Annotated in this window: 18 protein-coding genes; all 18 read right to left on the bottom strand. The window is 56.7% G+C overall.

The annotated features are described in order from the left end of the window. Positions 1 to 65: 65 nt before the first annotated feature. The 18 genes from EUZ85_RS09725 to EUZ85_RS09640 all read right to left on the bottom strand — a co-directional run bounded on the left by EUZ85_RS09725 (position 66) and on the right by EUZ85_RS09640 (position 17,426). Positions 66 to 878 carry a MinD/ParA family protein gene (locus tag EUZ85_RS09725; protein ID WP_127969110.1) on the bottom strand — a complete coding sequence of 271 codons (813 nt, stop codon included), beginning with the start codon at positions 876 to 878 and terminating at the stop codon, positions 66 to 68. Between the two features lie 56 nt (positions 879 to 934). Continuing rightward, entirely contained in the window at positions 935 to 2,233 is a 1,299-nt protein-coding gene (flhF, locus tag EUZ85_RS09720) for a flagellar biosynthesis protein FlhF (protein ID WP_127969109.1), read from the bottom strand. A 36-nt stretch (positions 2,234 to 2,269) separates the two neighbouring features. Beyond that, entirely contained in the window at positions 2,270 to 4,438 is a 2,169-nt protein-coding gene (gene flhA, locus EUZ85_RS09715) for a flagellar biosynthesis protein FlhA (protein WP_127969108.1), read from the bottom strand. A gap of 253 nt (positions 4,439 to 4,691) precedes the next feature. Further along, entirely contained in the window at positions 4,692 to 5,828 is a 1,137-nt protein-coding gene (gene flhB / locus EUZ85_RS09710) for a flagellar biosynthesis protein FlhB (RefSeq protein WP_127969107.1), read from the bottom strand. A gap of 149 nt (positions 5,829 to 5,977) precedes the next feature. Further along, positions 5,978 to 6,763 carry a flagellar biosynthetic protein FliR gene (gene fliR / locus EUZ85_RS09705; RefSeq protein ID WP_127969106.1) on the bottom strand — a complete coding sequence of 262 codons (786 nt, stop codon included), beginning with the start codon at positions 6,761 to 6,763 and terminating at the stop codon, positions 5,978 to 5,980. An 11-nt stretch (positions 6,764 to 6,774) separates the two neighbouring features. Then, the gene (fliQ, locus tag EUZ85_RS09700; protein WP_127969105.1) at positions 6,775 to 7,044 is read right to left on the bottom strand and encodes a flagellar biosynthesis protein FliQ; all 270 of its coding nucleotides are present in this window, start codon (positions 7,042 to 7,044) and stop codon (positions 6,775 to 6,777) included. Positions 7,045 to 7,068: 24 nt separating this feature from the next. After that, on the bottom strand, positions 7,069 to 7,830 hold the full coding sequence (fliP, locus tag EUZ85_RS09695; RefSeq protein WP_127969104.1) for a flagellar type III secretion system pore protein FliP: 762 nt from the start codon (positions 7,828 to 7,830) through the stop codon (positions 7,069 to 7,071). Continuing rightward, a complete protein-coding gene (gene fliO, locus EUZ85_RS09690; RefSeq protein ID WP_148212649.1) occupies positions 7,817 to 8,248 on the bottom strand; it encodes a flagellar biosynthetic protein FliO in 432 nt (143 codons plus the stop codon). The genes fliP and fliO overlap by 14 nt, the downstream gene beginning before the upstream one ends. Positions 8,249 to 8,292: 44 nt before the next feature. Further along, a complete protein-coding gene (gene fliN, locus EUZ85_RS09685) occupies positions 8,293 to 8,811 on the bottom strand; it encodes a flagellar motor switch protein FliN (protein WP_129498732.1) in 519 nt (172 codons plus the stop codon). Continuing rightward, positions 8,775 to 9,797: a flagellar motor switch protein FliM gene (fliM, locus tag EUZ85_RS09680; RefSeq protein WP_127969101.1), complete on the bottom strand. Its 1,023-nt coding sequence runs from the start codon at positions 9,795 to 9,797 to the stop codon at positions 8,775 to 8,777. Before fliM ends, fliN begins: the two co-directional genes overlap by 37 nt. 136 nt (positions 9,798 to 9,933) lie before the next feature. After that, positions 9,934 to 10,461 carry a flagellar basal body-associated protein FliL gene (gene fliL, locus EUZ85_RS09675; RefSeq protein WP_206618035.1) on the bottom strand — a complete coding sequence of 176 codons (528 nt, stop codon included), beginning with the start codon at positions 10,459 to 10,461 and terminating at the stop codon, positions 9,934 to 9,936. A 102-nt stretch (positions 10,462 to 10,563) separates the two neighbouring features. Then, on the bottom strand, positions 10,564 to 11,595 hold the full coding sequence (locus tag EUZ85_RS09670) for a flagellar hook-length control protein FliK (protein ID WP_164887213.1): 1,032 nt from the start codon (positions 11,593 to 11,595) through the stop codon (positions 10,564 to 10,566). A 340-nt stretch (positions 11,596 to 11,935) separates the two neighbouring features. Beyond that, positions 11,936 to 12,283 carry an Hpt domain-containing protein gene (locus tag EUZ85_RS09665; protein WP_127969099.1) on the bottom strand — a complete coding sequence of 116 codons (348 nt, stop codon included), beginning with the start codon at positions 12,281 to 12,283 and terminating at the stop codon, positions 11,936 to 11,938. A gap of 2 nt (positions 12,284 to 12,285) precedes the next feature. Next, positions 12,286 to 14,022 carry a SpoIIE family protein phosphatase gene (locus tag EUZ85_RS09660; protein WP_127969098.1) on the bottom strand — a complete coding sequence of 579 codons (1,737 nt, stop codon included), beginning with the start codon at positions 14,020 to 14,022 and terminating at the stop codon, positions 12,286 to 12,288. Positions 14,023 to 14,088: 66 nt separating this feature from the next. Next, the gene (locus EUZ85_RS09655) at positions 14,089 to 14,394 is read right to left on the bottom strand and encodes an STAS domain-containing protein (RefSeq protein ID WP_011398930.1); all 306 of its coding nucleotides are present in this window, start codon (positions 14,392 to 14,394) and stop codon (positions 14,089 to 14,091) included. A gap of 276 nt (positions 14,395 to 14,670) precedes the next feature. Continuing rightward, complete coding sequence (fliJ, locus tag EUZ85_RS09650) at positions 14,671 to 15,123, bottom strand: flagellar export protein FliJ (RefSeq protein ID WP_127969097.1); 453 nt, start codon at positions 15,121 to 15,123, stop codon at positions 14,671 to 14,673. A 31-nt stretch (positions 15,124 to 15,154) separates the two neighbouring features. After that, entirely contained in the window at positions 15,155 to 16,519 is a 1,365-nt protein-coding gene (fliI, locus tag EUZ85_RS09645; RefSeq protein WP_127969096.1) for a flagellar protein export ATPase FliI, read from the bottom strand. After that, positions 16,506 to 17,426, bottom strand: coding sequence for a flagellar assembly protein FliH (locus EUZ85_RS09640; protein WP_127969095.1), 921 nt, complete (start codon positions 17,424 to 17,426; stop codon positions 16,506 to 16,508). Before EUZ85_RS09640 ends, fliI begins: the two co-directional genes overlap by 14 nt. Between the last annotated feature and the right edge of the window lie 14 nt (positions 17,427 to 17,440).

The following is a 17,440-nucleotide window of genomic DNA, read 5'->3' as shown; positions in this document are numbered from 1 at the left end:
CGCCTTATCGCAAGCGCCCGGGATATAGCCGCCGGGCGAGCCCTCGCATTCCGTCCGGCGCGTGTCTAACTGTGCACCAGACGCTCCACAAAGAATTCCAAATTGCCTCTCGGCGCCGTCGGCAACGGCCAGTTGTCCACTTTTTGCGCCAGCTGGCGGTACGCCAACGACGCTTTGGCGCGCGGATAGGCTTCGTACACAGGACGTTGCCGTTGCACCGATTTGCGTACGGCTTCGTCGAATGGAATGCTTCCTACATATTGTAGCGCAACTTCCAAAAAGCGTTCGGTTACCTTGGATAATTTACCGAACAAATGCCGCCCTTCCTGCTCGGAGCGAACCATGTTGGCGAGCACCCGAAAACGGTACATGTCGTGGTTCTTGTTAAGCAGTTTGATGACGGCATAGGCGTCAGTAATGGAGGTGGGCTCGTCGCACACCACCACCAGTGCTTCCTGCGCCGCGCGCACGAAGGAAAGCACTTGTTCGGAGATGCCCGCCGCGGTGTCGATCACCAGCACGTCCAGGTCGTCGCTGATATCGCTGAAAGCGTTGATCAGGCCCGCATGTTCAAGAGGAGACAGATGAGTAAGATGCTGGGTGCCGGATGACGCCGGGACGATCTTTATTCCCCCCGGACCTTCAATCATGACTTCCCGCAGGGTGCAATCCCCCGCCAGCACATCCCCGATATTGCGCGAGGCGGTGACGCCGAGCAACACATCAATATTCGCCAGTCCGAGGTCCGCATCCAGCAGCACGACGCGACGTCCCAAGTCCGCTAACGCGAGGGACAGATTTATGGAAACATTGCTCTTGCCGACACCCCCCTTTCCTCCGGTGACTGCAATAACTTGAACCGGATGTACTTTACTCATACCGGTAGATATCTCCTGTTATTAGACGGCGCGGCGTTGACCCCGCACTCAATAGTTTAGACCACCAGTTCCGCAGCGAAGCGACTGGTGTTATTAGTTTGTTCGGTCTCCCGCCGGGTCCGCCGCCACATTGCGTCCGCGCGCGCCACCAGGACATGCGCTTTCGCCGGATGAATGTCATCGGGTATTTTCTGTCCGTCGGTGACATAGGCGACCGGAAGCCGGTTCAGGATGGCCATGCTCAACACTTCACCCAGACTGAACGCTTCATCCAGTTTGGTCATGATACAGCCGGAAAGCCCCAACATCTTATAGTAATGATAGGTGGATTTCATGACCTGCGGTTGGTTAACTGCCGACAACACAAGATAATTTCTGATGCGGTGACGGGTCACTTTCAAGTCTTTCTGTTGACGCTCCCAATTGGGGTCCTGGGGCGTCAATCCGGCGGTGTCCACAAGCACCAGACGTTTGTTGGCGAGACGGTCAAGCAGATCGTCCAGGCTGTTCTCCTCATCCACCACGTACACCGGCACGTTCAGCAAGCGCCCAAAGGACTGCAATTGCTGCTGACTGGCCACCCGGAAACGATCCGTCGTGATCAGCGCCAGTTTTTCGGCGCCGTAGTGAACCACGAAACGCGCCGCGAGTTTGGCGAGAGTGGTAGTTTTGCCGGAACCGGTCGGCCCCAGCAACGCGCAGACTCCACGCTGATGAATCAGCTCTTCGTTTTCCGCCTTTAAACCATGCGCCAGCCGCGCCATCAGGTTGCGCCATTGCTCCTGCGCGCCTTTGCGCGGGTCCGCTTTCGCGGTGAGCGCGTTTTGCAGCTCACGGAAGATGCCCATTTCCTGCATGCGTTCGATCAGCTCGCGATGGCCGGGATTCTCTTCCGGACGCGCGGCGACCACAGGCTGACGCATGATGCTTTTAAGCTGCATGATCTCTTCGCGCATTTCCGCCAGCATACGTGAGGTTTCCGGTTCCCCGGCGCCGATTTGCCGGGAAGCCGTCGCCGCCGGTTCAGCAGCGGCAAAAGCCGGCGCCGGCTCCGCTTTGGGCCTGGCGTTGCTTTTCAGCGTTTCCAGCCGGTCGCGCACCCGCGACATTTCATCTTCCAGGCGACGATGGCGATCCGCCGTCTCCCGGGCCACTGCTGAGGGCGTCGGGCGTGGGCCTTCCTGCTCAGGCATGCTGCTGCGCTGATCGTCCTCGTTATAATCCAGCGCACAGATCACCTCCACGCCATCCCCCGTTTTACTGGTGGACAGAATGACGGCGTCCGCGCCGAGATCTTCACGGATATCCTTTAAAGCCTGTTGCATTGACGCTGCAAAAAAACGTTTCACTTTCATAATGTTAGTCTCCCGGCTCCACGAGCCCGCACGGGATTACCCACTGATTGTCGCCACGATGGTGATTTGTTTGTTGTCCGGCACTTCCTGATAAGCCAGGACATGCATGCGCTCCACACTGAGTCTGATGAACCGCGCCAGAACCGGGCGCAGGCTGTTGGACACCAGCAAGACCGCCGCTTTACCGAGCATTTCCTGACGCTGCGCGGCTTCCGCCAGTGAGCGTTGCAGTTTTTCCATCATGCTCGGTTCCAAAATCAGACCGATGTCGTCCATGCCGCCGGCCTGTTGCGCTTGTTGCATAGATTTAAGCAGTAATTGTTCCAACCCTGGGTCCAGAGTGATCACAGGCAGCTCAGGCTCCGCCCCGACTATGTTCTGGACGATCAGGCGACGCAGCGACGCCCTGACCGCCGCCGTCAAAATACCGGCGTCCTGAGTCTTCGGCGTAAAGTTGACGATGGCTTCCGCAATGCTGCGCATATCCCGCACCGGCACATCTTCCTGCAACAGGTTCTGCAGCACCTTCAACAGGGTGCTGAGCGAGACGGTATTGGGAACCAGCTCTTCCGCCAGCTTCGCCGCCTTCTTGCCCAGTTGCTCCAGCCACTGTTGCACTTCTTCATGGCCGATCAGCTCATAGGCGTGACGGCTGAGCACCTGATTCAGATGCGTCGCCACCACTGTGCTGGAGTCCACCACGGTGTATCCCAGCGTCTGCGCCTGTTCTTTCTGGGAAGGATCAATCCACACCGCCTCCAGACCGAAGGCCGGGTCTTTGGTCTGAATGCCGTCCAGCTTGCCGAAAACCTGACCGGGATTGATAGCCATTTCCCGGTCCGGATGAATCTCCGCTTCCGCGATGGTGACCCCCATCAGGGTGATGCGGTAAAAGTTCGGCATTAAATCCAGATTGTCGCGGATATGCACGGAAGGCATGAGAAAGCCCAGTTCCTGGGACAGTTTCTTACGTACGCCCTTGATGCGGGCCAGCAACTGTCCGCCTTGTGACTTGTCCACCAGCGGAATCAACCGGTAACCTACTTCCAGGCCGACAATATCCACGCTGGCCACATCGTCCCAGCCCAGCTCTTTGGTCTCGGGTCCACGCACCGCCGGCGCGCTCTCGCCGGGAGCCAGTGCGGGTCCGCCGCCGGGTTGCTGCGTCACGCCTGGACGCCTGGGTCCAGGCGTGACGCCTTCGTCCACCACTTCCGACTGTTGCTGGCGTTTCCACATGAAATACGCTCCCGCGCCAAACACCGACGCCAACCCCAGAAACGCCATGTGCGGCATGCCTGGAATCACGCCCATGATGAACATAACGACGGCGACAATGGCCAGCGCCCGAGGGGAGCCAAACAACTGGTTGATGACCTGACTGGACATATCCTGCTGAGTGCTGACGCGAGTGACCATGATGGCCGCTGCGGTGCTGAGCAGCAGTGAAGGAATCTGCGCCACCAGACCGTCACCGATCGTCAGCAGCGCATATTTTTGGACAGCGTCGTTGAACTCCAGATCGTGCTGCATGATGCCGATGGCGAGACCGCCGATCAGGTTGATGGCCAGAATCAGCAGACCCGCGACGGCGTCGCCGCGAACGAACTTACTCGCGCCGTCCATAGAGCCGTAGAAGTCCGCTTCCTGAGCCACTTCCGCCCTGCGCGACTTGGCCTCTTCCTGGTTGATAATGCCTGCGTTCAGATCCGCGTCAATCGCCATCTGCTTGCCCGGCATGGCGTCCAAGGTAAAGCGGGCGCTCACTTCAGAGACGCGCCCGGCGCCTTTGGTGACCACCACGAAGTTGATAATCATCAGAATGGCGAACACCACCAGACCGACTGCATAGTTGCCGCCGATCAACACTTCGCCGAAAGACTGGATAACTTTACCCGCCGCATCGCCCCCTTCATGACCTTCCAGTAGCACCACCCGGGTGGATGCGACGTTCAAAGCCAGACGCAGTAAGGTCGCCACCAGCAATACAGTCGGGAAAATGGCGAACTCCATGGGGCGCATGGCGTACACGCACACCAGCAGAATGACCAGGGACAAGGCGATATTGAAGGTAAAGAAGACGTCGAGCAGGAACGGCGGCACCGGCAACGTCATCATGCCCAACAACACCATCAGAAGCACCGGGATACCCAGGTTGCCGTGGGTCAGGGCCTTCAGGTTGTTGATCGCGGCAGCTCGTTCCATAACTCTCCAAACGACAAAAGGTTGACGGAAAAAACCGTTTCCCTAGTGTGTCTGCAGGAACTGTGCCGCTCTATGGAAAAGCGAGGCCGGACAGCGGTTATTAATCAGGCAGACAAATAGCTTCCTTCTATTTGTCTGCAACGACAGGGCCTGCACATGTCAGGCCCTGTCTCCCGCGGCTTAACGCCGCGCAGGCGCGTCCATGCGCCTGATGATTAACATGCCAATATCATTGCCACGTTAATAACTCAACTCACTGATCCCGGCGCAGATGGGAAGGTATCTTGAAGTCAGGCATGCCCTGGGGCTTCTTGCCGTAGCCGCCGCGGTAACGACGCAGCTGAAAGACATACGCCAGCACCTGCGCCACGGCGAGATACAGACCTGAAGGAATTTCGTCCCCCACTTCCGAGTGGTGGTAGATGGAGCGGGTCAAGGGCGGCGCCGAGACCAGCTCAATCTTGTGCGCCTTGGCGATTTCACGGATTTTCATGGCCATGTGGTCTGCGCCTTTGGCCAGCACAATGGGCGCCGCCATTTTCTTGGCGTCGTATTTCAGCGCCACGGAGTAGTGTGTCGGGTTGGTGATGACCACATCCGCTTTGGGCACATCCTGCAACATGCGACGACGGCTCATTTCATATTGCACTTCCCGCACCCGGCGCTTCACTTCCGGCTTGCCTTCCGTATCCTTGTACTCGTCCTTGATCTCCTGCATGGTCATGCGCAGATTCTTTTGGTGGTCATAGATTTGAAAGGGCACGTCCACCAAGGCGATCAGGATCATCGAGCTGGCCAGGAACAGAAAGCTCCACGCCAGCAGCGAGCAGGCATGACCCATGCTCACCATCGTATCCTCCCCTCCCATCGCCAACAGATCCGGAATGGAGTGGTTGAGAATAATGAGCGCCACACCGCCTACCACCAGCGTCTTGGCGATGCCTTTGATCAATTCCACCAGCGACTTCAGCGAGAACATCCGCTTTATGCCTTCCAGCGGATTGATGCGGCTGAATTTCGGCGCCGCCGCCTTGCCGCTCATCATCCAGCCGCCCAGGGCGATTGGCCCCAACAGAGACGCCACCAGCAGCACCAGCATAAAGGGGATCAGGGCGATAGCCATATCCAACGCAGCCATGCCGAGATGAATCATCGGCTGGTGGGCGTCAAAGATCTCTTCCCGGGTCAAGGTAAAGCCGGCGCGAAAAACGCCTTCCAGCGCCTTCGCGATGGTCGTTCCAAACACCAAAAGACCCACGGCTCCCGCCAGCAACACCGCCGTCGTGTTGAGTTCGCGGGAACGGGGAATCTGTCCCTCCTCCCGCGCCTTCTCGATCTTTCGGGGGGTGGGTTCTTCGGTTTTTTCCTGACTGGTGTCGTTGTCGGCCATCGTCCGTCACACTCGTCTTAACTTCGGTTTACGCATCCAGAACAGAGCTGTCGCCGCGTCCATGGCGTCTACTATCTACACCACCTGCTATCTACACCGCCTGCTATCTACACCGCTTACTATCTACACCGCCTATTCTTCACACCGGTTTAGGGTGGAGCGGGTTGCAGCATGACCTGCATGAAATCAAAGGTGTTTTCGCTCAACACCGTGAACTGCGGCAAAACGCCGCTGATACTGATCCAGAACACGATCAGCCCGAACAATACGGTCATCGGAAAACCGATAGAGAAAATATTCATCTGCGGCGCCGCCCGGGTCATGACGCCAAAGGAAATATTCACGATCAACAGCGCCGTCACCGCCGGCAAGGCGATCATCAATGCGCTGGCGAACATCCAGCTGATGCGCGAGGCCAGATACCACCAGGACAAGGCATCCACTTCCTGCGCCGAGATAGGCAGAAAACGGAAGCTTTCCACCACTGTCTCGAACATCACCAGATGGCCGCCCATAGCGAGAAACAATAAAGTCACCAGCATCAGATAAAATTGGCTCAGCGCAGTCACAGTAATGCCGTTGGTGGGGTCCACCATGGAGGCGAAGCCCAGCCCCATGTTCATCGCCACCATTTGCCCAGTCACCACGAACAACTGGAACAGCAACAGTACGGCGAAGCCCATGGCCAGACCGATCAGCACTTGCTGAATAATAATCGCCACCGAGCTGACGGACAGTGGGTCCACTTCCGGGACGGGCGGCAATGAAGGCACGATCAGAATTGTCATCAGCAGCGCCAGCGTCAGCCGCACGCGGGCAGGTACGATCTGAGTTCCAAGAATCGGCGTCGTCATCATAAAGCTGGAGATGCGAAACAAAGGCCACAGGTGCATGCCCACCCAGGCGCCGATCTGTTCATCCGTCCACTCGAACACCGTCCGGCTCCTTATCCGATCACGTCAGGAATGCTGGTAATGAGCATTTCGGTGTACTCCATCAACTGCGTCAACATCCAGGGACCGGCGATGATGATCACGATCAGGGTCACCAGCAGTCGTGGCAGGAAGCTCAGGGTCTGCTCGTTGATCTGTGTCGCCGCCTGGAAAACACTGACGATCAGACCGATCACCAGACTCGGCGCCACGATCAGCGTCACCAGGGTGACAATCAACCATAAGGCTTCACGAAAAATATCCAGCACCACTTCAGGCGTCATAAGCGTTCTCCTCGTTTGATCGGGCTAAACCCCGAAACTGGCGGCCAGGGTGCCCATGATCAGGGCCCACCCGTCCACCAGCACGAACAGCATGATTTTGAACGGCAGTGAAATAATGATCGGCGATAGCATCATCATCCCCATGGCCATCAAAACGCTGGCCACCACCATGTCGATAATCAGAAAGGGAATAAAAATCAGAAAGCCGATCTGAAATGCGGTTTTCAGCTCACTGGTGACGAACGCCGGCATCAGAATCGTGAACGGCACTTCTTCCGGGTTGGCGTATTTGTTTTCATCCCCCGCAAGACGAATAAACAAGCCCAGATCGCTCTCGCGGGTCTGGTGCAGCATGAATTCGCGGAAGGGTTCGCTGGCTTTGGCCACCGCTTCCTGCGCCGTCAGTTTCTCGGCGAGATAAGGCTGCAGCGCCATTTCATTGGCCTGCTTAAAAGTCGGCCCCATGATGAAGAACGTCAGGAACAGTGCGATGCCCACCAGAATCTGATTGGACGGCGCCTGCTGCAAACCCAGCGCCTGACGCAGGATGGAAAATACAATGATGATGCGGGTGAAAGACGTCATCATCATCAGGAAAGCCGGTATGAAAGTCAGCGCCGTCATCAGCGCGAGAATTTGCAGGGTGACGGAATATTCCTGGGTGCCGTCCGGGTTGGTCACCAGTTTGACCGCCGGCAGGATGGCGTCCTGGGCCGACCAGGCGACTCCAGGAAGCATCAAAAAAAAGATCAGGTAAGTTAACCGCAGGACCCTATTGCGCGCCATTCGCTTCGCCTTTTGCTTCGTTTTCAGTACGACGCAAAAGGCTCTGCAACTTCCGTGCAAACTCGCCGCTATGTGGCGACAGTTCTAGCGGCTCGTCCAATGTGAGCAGGTTAGTGATTTGATGTTGAGTAATGCCGACGATTATTTGACGATCGCCGATCTGCAATAACGCGATGCGCTCGCGGGTTCCCACGGGCAGCACCGCCAGCATTTTCAGGTGTTGCTGTTGCTGCGGCGCCAGTCCGGTAAAGCGGCGCATCATCCAGGCGGCTCCGCCAATCAGCGCCAGCACCAGCACCAGCGCGCCGCCGACTTGCAGCAGTTGTCCCGCCTCCACGCCGGCCACCGGCTTCTTGGCGGCGGCTTCCTCCGCCGCCCGCGCCAGTCCCGGCGCCCATAACCACAGGCTCGTGGTCATGGCGACGCATAGCGTAGTTAAGTTAAATCCAGAACGTTTCAACCCTACCCCCGCAGCTTCTTGATGCGTTCGGAAGGACTGATGACGTCCGTCAGACGAATGCCGAATTTTTCGTTGACCATCACCACCTCGCCATGGGCGATCAGCGTGCCGTTGACCAACACATCCAATGGCTCCCCCGCCAGACGGTCCAGCTCGATAACCGAGCCCTGGTTGAGCTGCAGCAGGTTGCGAATGGCGATCTGGGTATTGCCGACTTCCATGGAAATGGTCACCGGTATATCCAGAATCACGTCCAGGTCCGGCGCTCCCGGCGCGCTGGTGGGAAGCGTCTCGTCAAAGGTTTCAAACGAAGCCGCGCGGATGTCGTCATCAGCGCCTTTCCCTTTGGCTTCCGCACTCTCCGCCTCCGCCATAGCAGCGGCCCATTCATCCTCTCTACCGCCGTCAGCGTCAGTCGCTTCCTGTTCACCCAGCGCAGCAGCCCATTCGTCCGCCAACGCCTCGTCTTCGGACTTCGTATCGTCTAAATCGTTTTCTTTATTGTCGTCGTCTTCAGCCATTGCGCCTCCTTAGTCGGCGTCGCCGCCGACCGCTTAATCTTATCTACAATCTTGAGCGCCAGATTGCCGTTGCACTGCCCTACCTTGGCGATGAAAATCGGCACGCCGTTCGCTGTCACCGTAATGGTTTCCGGCATATCGACCGGAATCACGTCTCCAGGCTTCAGCCTCGACAGAGAGCGCAAAGAAATCTTTTGTCTGACCACGGCGGCGTTAAGCGGCACCCTGGCTTCCAGAATGTCCTGCTGTAAAGCGCTGATCCAGCGTTCGTCGACATCGTCGACGTCGCTCTGCACGCCAGCGTCGAGCACCTCGCGAATGGGCTCGATCATGGAGTACGGCATGGCCACGTGCATGTCTCCGCCGCCGCCGTCCAGCTCAATGTGGAAGGTGCTCACCACCACTACTTCACTGGGGCTGACGATGTTGGCCATGGCCGGATTAACTTCTGAGTTGACGTATTCGAAGTCCACCTTCATCACCGCATTCCAGGCTTCCTTCATGTCATGGAACACCTGTTCCAGCACCATCTGTACGATGCGGATTTCCGTCGGCGTGAATTCCCGTCCTTCGATTTTGGCGTGACGGCCGTCGCCGCCGAAAAAGTTGTCCACCAGTTTGAACACCAGTTTGGCGTCCAGAATAAACAGGCCGGTTCCCCGCAAGGGCCGAATCTTCACCAGATTAAGACTGGTGGGCACGTAAAGCGTATGAATATATTCTCCGAACTTCAGGATCTGCACGCCGCCGGAGGCCACATCCGCATTGCGGCGAAGCAGGTTGAAAAGACTGATGCGGGTATAGCGGGCGAAACGTTCGTTGATCATCTCCAGCGTCGGCATGCGACCGCGGACGATGCGGTCCTGGCTGGTCAGGTCGTAACTGCGCACCCCCGCCGCATCGACATCCTCCTCGGTGTCGACGTCGCCATCGTCCACGCCATGTAAGAGCGCATCAATTTCGTCTTGAGATAATAAATCTTGCACAGCCCTACACCTTGACCCAGGGTCTAACAGGAAATGTTATGCATCTAGTTCTATCACCTGAGACGGGCCTATAACAAGTCCCGCCTGCAGGTCTGACAGCGTTTCAGCGCGGCGATTCGATACACCGCGCCCGCGGTTACTGCAACACGAAATTGGTGAACAGCACCTGCTCAATTTCTCCATTCACGCCCTGTTCCTTCAAGGCTGTATTGATGACTTCCTTCGACTCCGCCAGCAGATCCTGGCGGCCCTGGTCCGTCTGTACGCCCTCGAAATCCTTGCCGCTGTAAAGGTTGATCAAGCGATTGCGAATCACCGGCATGTGCAGCTCCACGCCGTCCAGCACCCCTTGATTGCGCGCCAGCAGACTAATGCTCGCCTGCAGAAAGCGTTGTTTGCCTTTGTAGTCGAAAGTAACCACCAGCGCCGGACGCATGTCGTAATAGATAGCCTCCGCCTTCACCGGCGCGGCAGGCTCGCCGCCCTCAGCAGGAGTATCTCCACCACCCTCATCGGGAGAAGACTTGAGCAGCATCATGGTCACTCCCACACTGGCCCCGATGGCGATCACCAGAATCAGTACGATAATAATGAGCAGCTTCTTGCTCATGCCGCCTGATTTGCCGGTCTCCTCGCCGCCTTCTCCACTATTGTCTTTCGCCATAACTTAGTTTCCACCATCGACAGATAAACAGGTCACTGGGGAAGCCGCCGCCTCCTTGTCGATAAGTGTAGTTCATTCCTTTGATTTTTCAGTGAAAAACCATCAGACGTAATAATCCACCATGCGATCCGTGGCCAGCGCCTGTTCGATTCCCGCCACGCTTGCGCCGTCTTCGTCACCCTCGCCGGCAAACAGTCCGCCATCGGCGCCGCCGGATTCCTGACCACCACTGGCGCCCCCCTGTTGCTGCTGACTGGAGACGTCAAACTGAGATAACTGCAGGCCTTGCTCCGCCAGCAATTCTCGGAGCCGGTGCGCCGCGCCTTCCGCCATGTCGCGGACGATGGCGTGAGGGCTTTGAATCTGCACATGAGCCTGATCTTTCTGCACATGAATTTTCATTTCGATGGGACCCAGCTCCGGCGGATTCAAGTGTACGCTGGCGGATTGAATCTTCTGCCCCACGAACCAGACCACTTTCTGCGCCATGCCCTCGCCCCAGTCATCTCCCTGCACCGGTTGCTGCAGTGTGGTGACATAGGGCGGCGCTGCCGCATCGACTTTAAATTCCGCTCGTATGTTGGCGGCGACTCCATGCAAGGCGTTAGGCTTGGCCGCGCTCTGTGACTCCGCCAGCTTCAGCAGCGCGGCGTCCAGCGTCTCGCCATCGGCGCCAGCTTCCTGTTCGCCGCCATTGCCGTTTGCGGCAAGCGCCTGAGTCAGTTTGATCAGTTCGCCGCCCTTTTTCTCGCCCACCTTCTCTTCATCGCCCTCAACGGCGTCATGCACCGCCCGCGCCAGAGGCGTCAGCGCATTTTGTCCGGTAGGGTCCGCCCCTTCCTCTTTATCCCCCGTCAATTCAGCCAGGGCCATCGCCTTGATGGACTCTTCATCGCCTTCCACTGAGGTTTGTTCTCCTGACGGCAATTTCACTCCGCTCTGCGGCGCAGTCTGATCTATATCCGTCAGCGCTGCTTGGGCGACAGCCACTGCATCCTCCGATGTCTTATCGTCATCAGGCGCTTTTTTCTCATCGCCTTTTGCCGCTTTGACGTCTTTCTTATCCACTTTGTCCGTCTTGTCCGCGACTTCCCGGTCCAACACCTCAGAGAAGCGATCTTCCTTATCATTCATAGCGTTAGCCTCATCCCTCTGATTGCCTGACGGCCTCGGAGTCGATTTCGGCGCGACTTTGGGTATATCAATAAATGCCACTGAGCTGTCCATTTACTGTCCTCAAATCCAAGTTACAACTTACCTGCGGATGCAACGGGTCTCACCAACGCCAACGCGGCAATCGCTGTCGCGAAAGCGGCAAAACCATTGTTTTGAGGGATAAATGCACAGATCAGGCCAAGTTACGCCCGAGCGGAATCAAAGCTTTATAGAGAAGACAGAGAGGAGGAAAAATATAGGCGGGAGTTTTTACGACGACAACCGATCCACACCGCCGACGGGGACGATGCAGCGCCTGCTACACCTGTTCCCGTAACAAGGACTGCACGACTTCAAATTCCTGCTCAATGGAGTCAAACACTTCCCGCGCTTTCTCCATTTGCTTGAACTTGCCGATCAACTCTCCTTGCCGGCACAGTTCGGACAACGCCGGCAAGCCCAGATTGGTGGCGCTGCCTTTGATACTGTGACAGCCGCGGCTGAATGCGTCCGGGTCATTGCCGTCCAGCGTCGCGCGAATGGCGCGCATACGTTCGACCGTATCACCGATAAAGGTCTCCACCAATATCTGAAAGTCGTCTTCCATTACTTCCCGCAGTTCCGCCAGGGCGCCCATATCAAGGTGAGACAGATCGTTCGAACTCATATTCAAGCTTGCCACTCATAATCCACTTCAACGATGTTGCCCTGACCGAAGTACTCCACGCGGCTGCACATGGAGAGCAGCAGGGCCGTGCCACGACCACTATAACAGGTCGGACCCGGTAATTTACCGTCGAGTTTCTGATAATCAAAGCCTTTTCCACTGTCTTCCACTCGAATCGTCAATACGCCTCCGGCGACCGCGCCTTTATGACGAACGTCCACCTTCACGAAATGACCATCCAGCTGGCGAATACGCTCCTCGCGCAGGCGATAGTATTCCGCAAATCCGTCCGGGCTGGCCTTGAGCTTGGAATGCAGGCCCAGCACGCCATGCTCCAGAGCATTGGTGTAGAGTTCGCTGAGAATGGTGAACATCTCGCCGTTGCGCGTGCGCAGTCCGGGCACTTCCATGACGATCTGCAACAGCAGCGGCACCGGGTCGAACACCGCCAGGGAGTCGCTACACAGCTCGTACGCCATACGCCAGTGCTGCGGACCTTTGAGGCCGGTATTGGTGAGATAGTTGTTCTCTATCCCCAGCTCCTTCTCCGGCATCATGGTCAGCTCCACCAGCGTCAGATCGTCGCTGGGACCACCCTCCCCCATGAAATCAACCACGGAGCGGCGGATTTTTTCAAACAGGTTCGGCTCCTGCAGATTATCCTCAAAAACCTGCTGCAGACGTTTTTCGCCAAACATCTCCCCCTTCGCATTGGTTGCTTCGACAATGCCGTCCGACCACAAATACACCCGATCGCCATGTTTCATTTCAAAGCGATAGGTGCGCGCGTCGAAGGCCTCGCCTTTGAGGATGCCAAGGGGCAATCGGTTGGAGGCGACCTTGAGCAACTGATCGCCCTGCACCAGATAACAATCCGGCAAACCGCCGATCCAGATCTCGATTTCTTCCTGCTCGAAGTTCAGCTCCGCCATACAGGCGCAGCAGAAAAAGCCCACAGGCAGGATTTTACGCAGCTTCTGATTCACTTCCCGGAGGATATCTCCCAGCGCATAACCTTTGCTGGTCATGCCATAGAAAATCTCCGCCAACGGCATGGCGCCGATCGCTGCAGGCAAGCCATGGCCAGTGAAATCTCCCAACAGCACATGCATGCCGCCGGACGGTTTCTGACAGGCTAACAACACGTCGCCGTTAAAAACCGCCAGAGGCGAAAGCAAATGCTTGATGTTGTTGGCGCCGAGGCAGCCCACATGGGCCACGTTGTCGAACACGGTTTTGGCGACCTGCTGCTCACGCACCATATGGTCGTTGTGTTCCGCGATCTGGTCCCGTTGCCGCAACAGGGTTTTATGCATGATCCGCATGCGGTTGAACGCGTTGATCTTGGCTTGCAGGATAATGCGGTTATAGGGTTTTGACAGAAAGTCGTCGCCGCCCGCCTCAAGGCATTTGGCGAGCGATTCCGCGTCGCTGAGTGAGGTGAGAAAAATAATGGGAATCAAGTCTTCGCCGGCCAGCAACTTGATCTTCCGCGCCGCCTCAAAGCCGTCCATGCGGGGCATCAAGGCGTCCAGCAGGACGATGTCCGGCCGGAACTCGGAGAATTTCTCGATGGCGTCGACGCCATCCACCGCCGTCGCCGTATCATGTCCCTGCTTTTTGACGATATTCTGCAGGATCATGCGATCCGACTGATTGTCGTCGGCGATGAGAATTTTTAGCGTTTTCTGGGACCCAAGAACGGACGAGGCCATTTCTGAGTCCAGGGATTGTTTCATAGCAATACCCGATAGGCGCATAAATGGCGGAAAGTCCGTTTCAGGCGCCCGAAAACTGCGGGCGCTTTATTGAATAACAAACAGTTGTTCAAAATTGGAAATCGTCAATATCTTCCTGACATCATTGTTGCAGTTCGTGATGCAGATTTTAGCGTTGTCGCCGCCTGCATAGTCCCGCAATAACAACAGCATCCCCAAGGCGGAGCTATCCAGATACGTCGTCTCCGTCATATCGATCTTGTACTGCTCGAACGGTCCCTCAGGGTTTTCGTACGCATCCCTGAATTCCTGGTGGGAACTGAAATCAAATCGCCCTTTAATGCGAATAGTCAGTTCGGCATTATCGTCAGAGCGGCTTGTCGTTATAGACATATTGCCTCCTTCTGTTGGCGCTCCCCTAATCAAACCATCAGGATCGGTTAGATCCATTCTGTGTTCTTTTTATTTGAAATTCAGGATATTACGAATAGTACGCAGTGAATTTCAATACTCATATTCTTACTAATTCATCAATAGCTGATTTTTACTAAATTTCCAGTTTTCATTCACTTGGCCGCTATTTATCCGCAGCCAAAAACTGACTTTCAGGCACATTTTCCGCCTGTTTCAGCTAACTCGCTAAAACCAAAAAACTTTTTCTACTGTATCTTAATGTCTGTTGTGATAGGCGCGTCGACCGACAGCATCGTCCAGGTTGCGCTGTTGCTTCTTGTCCTCGTAATAGGCTTCCTCTTTTTTGCAACGATCAATAAAGTCCTGCATGTTATTTTTTTTCTGATACGCCGCCCGCCACACTTCCGTTTGTTGCGACAACTGCTGTTTCAACAGCAATAACTGCTGTTGCTGCTGCTCGATGGCCGAGCCCAGCCTGCTGATGAAGACATGATAGGTTTGGATATGACGCACTGAACGTACGCCGTTTTGAGTACCCCTTAATTCATCCTGATAATCACGCTGATAGGCGACCAGTTGCTCCAGCTTGCCTTCCGCCTGCTCCACTCTGCGTCGAATCTCGCCCATTTTCTTGCGCTCGTTTTCCTCGTCCCGCTCCGCCAGATCAAGCACCAACGACAACCTTTGCGACTTCTTTTTCTCCGCCACGTTAAAGCACCTGAACTAAAGTGGAGTAACCCTATGGTTTCGCCGGGGCTCTGGGCGCAGCGCCTTGCGCCGGAGCCGGGGTGAACAATTGATTCAACCCTTGTGCGCTATCATTCAGCGTAGCGCGTTCCCGCAGACTTTGCTGTAAAAATTTGCGCATGTGGGGAAATCTTTCAATTGCGTAATCGGTTTCTTTATCGGAGCCGGGAACGTATGCGCCGACGCTGATCAGGTCACGCGTCTGCTGGTAGCGGGCGTATAACTGCTTGAAGCGCTGCGCCCTTTGCAAGTAGTCCGGCGTCGTCACCTGAGGCATGACCCGGCTGATGGAGGCCTCGATATCAATGGCGGGATAATGCCCCTCCTCCGCAAGACGTCGGTTCAGTACGATATGGCCGTCCAGAATCGCTCGCGCGGCGTCGGCGATAGGGTCCTGCTGGTCGTCCCCTTCCGTCAGCACCGTGTAAAAGGCCGTAATGGAGCCGCCGCCGGGCTTGCCGTTGCCCGCCCGCTCCACCAGTTGCGGCAGTTTGGCGAACACTGAAGGGGGATAACCTTTGGTGGCGGGCGGCTCGCCCACCGCCAGGGCGATTTCCCGTTGCGCCTGTGCATAGCGCGTCAGGCTATCCATCAGCAACAGCACGTTCTTGCCCAAGTCGCGAAAATACTCGGCGATGCGTGTCGTCAGGACCGCCGCACGCAAACGCATCAACGGCGAATCGTCAGCGGGAGACGCCACGACCACCGCGCGACGCAAGCCTTCTTCGCCAAGAATATCTTCAATGAATTCTTTCACCTCGCGGCCACGCTCTCCCACCAGACCCACCACAATGATGTCCGCCGTCGTGAAGCGGGTCATCATGCCGAGCAGCATACTCTTGCCCACGCCACTGCCTGCGAACAGTCCCAGGCGCTGACCAATGCCTACCGTTAACAGCGAGTTGATAGCGCGAATGCCGACGTCGAGTTTTTCCCGGATAGGCGCGCGGTGCAAAGGATTGATCGGCGCGCCGAACAGTTCAACATGATGCTCCGCCTGCAAAGGGCCGCGGCCATCCAAGGGCTCGCCGGCGCCGTCCAGCACACGCCCCAACAGACAAGCGCCCACGCCAATACGCCCTACTCCAGACATCGGCTTCACTTTGGCGCCGGGTTGCAGGCCTTCCACCGCCGCCAGCGGCATCAGGTAGACTCGTTCATCAGAAAAACCGACTACTTCCGCCTCGACCATGCGACCGCCGCGCACTTCGATCAGACAGCGCTCTCCCAGAGTCATCGGACAGCCGACCGCCTCCAGCGTGAGCCCCACCACGCGGGTCAGGCGACCATTCAGCTCAGGACGCGCCTGAGCCGGTACGAAGCGCTCGTAGTTGCGTAGACGCTCAACCAGACTCATCGTCGCCCTCCGGCGTTTCCTGGGTCTCTGACGACGCCTGCTTCAACTTGTCGGCCTCTCCCTCTTCGGCCTTGGACGGTTCAGTGGCCGCTTCAGGGGCTGGCTGCGACGCTTCCGCGTTTTTCTCCAGCAAATCCCGATGCAGATCGCTCATTTCGCCCATCTGATCGGTGAAATCTTTGGTTTCCTGCATGGAGACGCCATCGCTATGACGGGACAGCATTTGCTGCACCGTGGTCTGGAAACGTTTTTCAACGGTGAAGTCCAGCAACGTGTGACGAGTCTCCACGCGACACCCGCCTTCCATCAGAGCGGCATCCGCCTGATAACGGGTTCCTCTTTCCGGCGGTAAGTGTTCTTTGGCGAACGCCAGGTCCTGCGGATGCAGATAGATCGTGACCAGCTCTTCTGTGTTAGGCAGCGCCGCCAGGGCCTCCTGCAACACGCGCAAAATTTGCGAGCGGTCCACTTTCAATTCACGGAACACTACCGCCCGGGAGATCGCCAGCACCAGATTGAGCAATGCTTCCTCTACTTCGTCCTGGTGTTTGCGGATCGGCGTTTCCAGTTCCGCCGCCAGCTCTTCGAAGTGGCTCAAAGCCTTGTCGATGGCGGCGCTCTTGGACTTCACCGCCTCGCTTTCGCCAGTCTTGCGCCCCTGCTCCAGTCCTTGTTGCTCGCCTTTGCGTTTACCTTCGGCATGGCCTTGTTCAAAGCCTTTCTGAAAGCCTTCTTCTTTGCCTTGTTCAAACCCTTCCTGATAAGCGCTCTGACGAATGTTTTCCAATTCCGCCGCCGTCGGCGGTTTGATCTTGGGAGTTTCCTGCTGCTCCCCCATAACCGGCAATTCCCAACGCTCGTAGGCCGTCAGTTTTTCCTTGGGGATGGTTTCGGGTTGGTCTTTCATCGGCTGGCTCTGTT

Source organism: Hahella sp. KA22 (genome assembly GCF_004135205.1).
GTDB lineage: Bacteria > Pseudomonadota > Gammaproteobacteria > Pseudomonadales > Oleiphilaceae > Hahella.
Note: the sequence above shows the minus strand (reverse complement) of the source record. Positions and strands in the feature narration are given on the sequence as shown.

Excerpts from the sequence above, each read along its gene's own strand:
- flhA (WP_127969108.1), bottom strand. The coding sequence starts at position 4,438 with ATGGAACGAGCTGCCGCGATCAACAACCTGAAGGCCCTGACCCACGGC.
- EUZ85_RS09655 (WP_011398930.1), bottom strand. The coding sequence starts at position 14,394 with ATGTCTATAACGACAAGCCGCTCTGACGATAATGCCGAACTGACTATT.
- fliQ (WP_127969105.1), bottom strand. The coding sequence starts at position 7,044 with ATGACGCCTGAAGTGGTGCTGGATATTTTTCGTGAAGCCTTATGGTTG.
- fliL (WP_206618035.1), bottom strand. The coding sequence starts at position 10,461 with ATGGCGAAAGACAATAGTGGAGAAGGCGGCGAGGAGACCGGCAAATCA.
- fliI (WP_127969096.1), bottom strand. The coding sequence starts at position 16,519 with ATGAGTCTGGTTGAGCGTCTACGCAACTACGAGCGCTTCGTACCGGCT.
- EUZ85_RS09670 (WP_164887213.1), bottom strand. The coding sequence starts at position 11,595 with ATGAATGATAAGGAAGATCGCTTCTCTGAGGTGTTGGACCGGGAAGTC.
- flhF (WP_127969109.1), bottom strand. The coding sequence starts at position 2,233 with ATGAAAGTGAAACGTTTTTTTGCAGCGTCAATGCAACAGGCTTTAAAG.
- EUZ85_RS09640 (WP_127969095.1), bottom strand. The coding sequence starts at position 17,426 with ATGAAAGACCAACCCGAAACCATCCCCAAGGAAAAACTGACGGCCTAC.
- EUZ85_RS09725 (WP_127969110.1), bottom strand. The coding sequence starts at position 878 with ATGAGTAAAGTACATCCGGTTCAAGTTATTGCAGTCACCGGAGGAAAG.
- flhB (WP_127969107.1), bottom strand. The coding sequence starts at position 5,828 with ATGGCCGACAACGACACCAGTCAGGAAAAAACCGAAGAACCCACCCCC.
- fliO (WP_148212649.1), bottom strand. The coding sequence starts at position 8,248 with ATGACCACGAGCCTGTGGTTATGGGCGCCGGGACTGGCGCGGGCGGCG.
- EUZ85_RS09665 (WP_127969099.1), bottom strand. The coding sequence starts at position 12,283 with ATGAGTTCGAACGATCTGTCTCACCTTGATATGGGCGCCCTGGCGGAA.
- EUZ85_RS09660 (WP_127969098.1), bottom strand. The coding sequence starts at position 14,022 with ATGAAACAATCCCTGGACTCAGAAATGGCCTCGTCCGTTCTTGGGTCC.
- fliN (WP_129498732.1), bottom strand. The coding sequence starts at position 8,811 with ATGGCTGAAGACGACGACAATAAAGAAAACGATTTAGACGATACGAAG.
- fliP (WP_127969104.1), bottom strand. The coding sequence starts at position 7,830 with ATGGCGCGCAATAGGGTCCTGCGGTTAACTTACCTGATCTTTTTTTTG.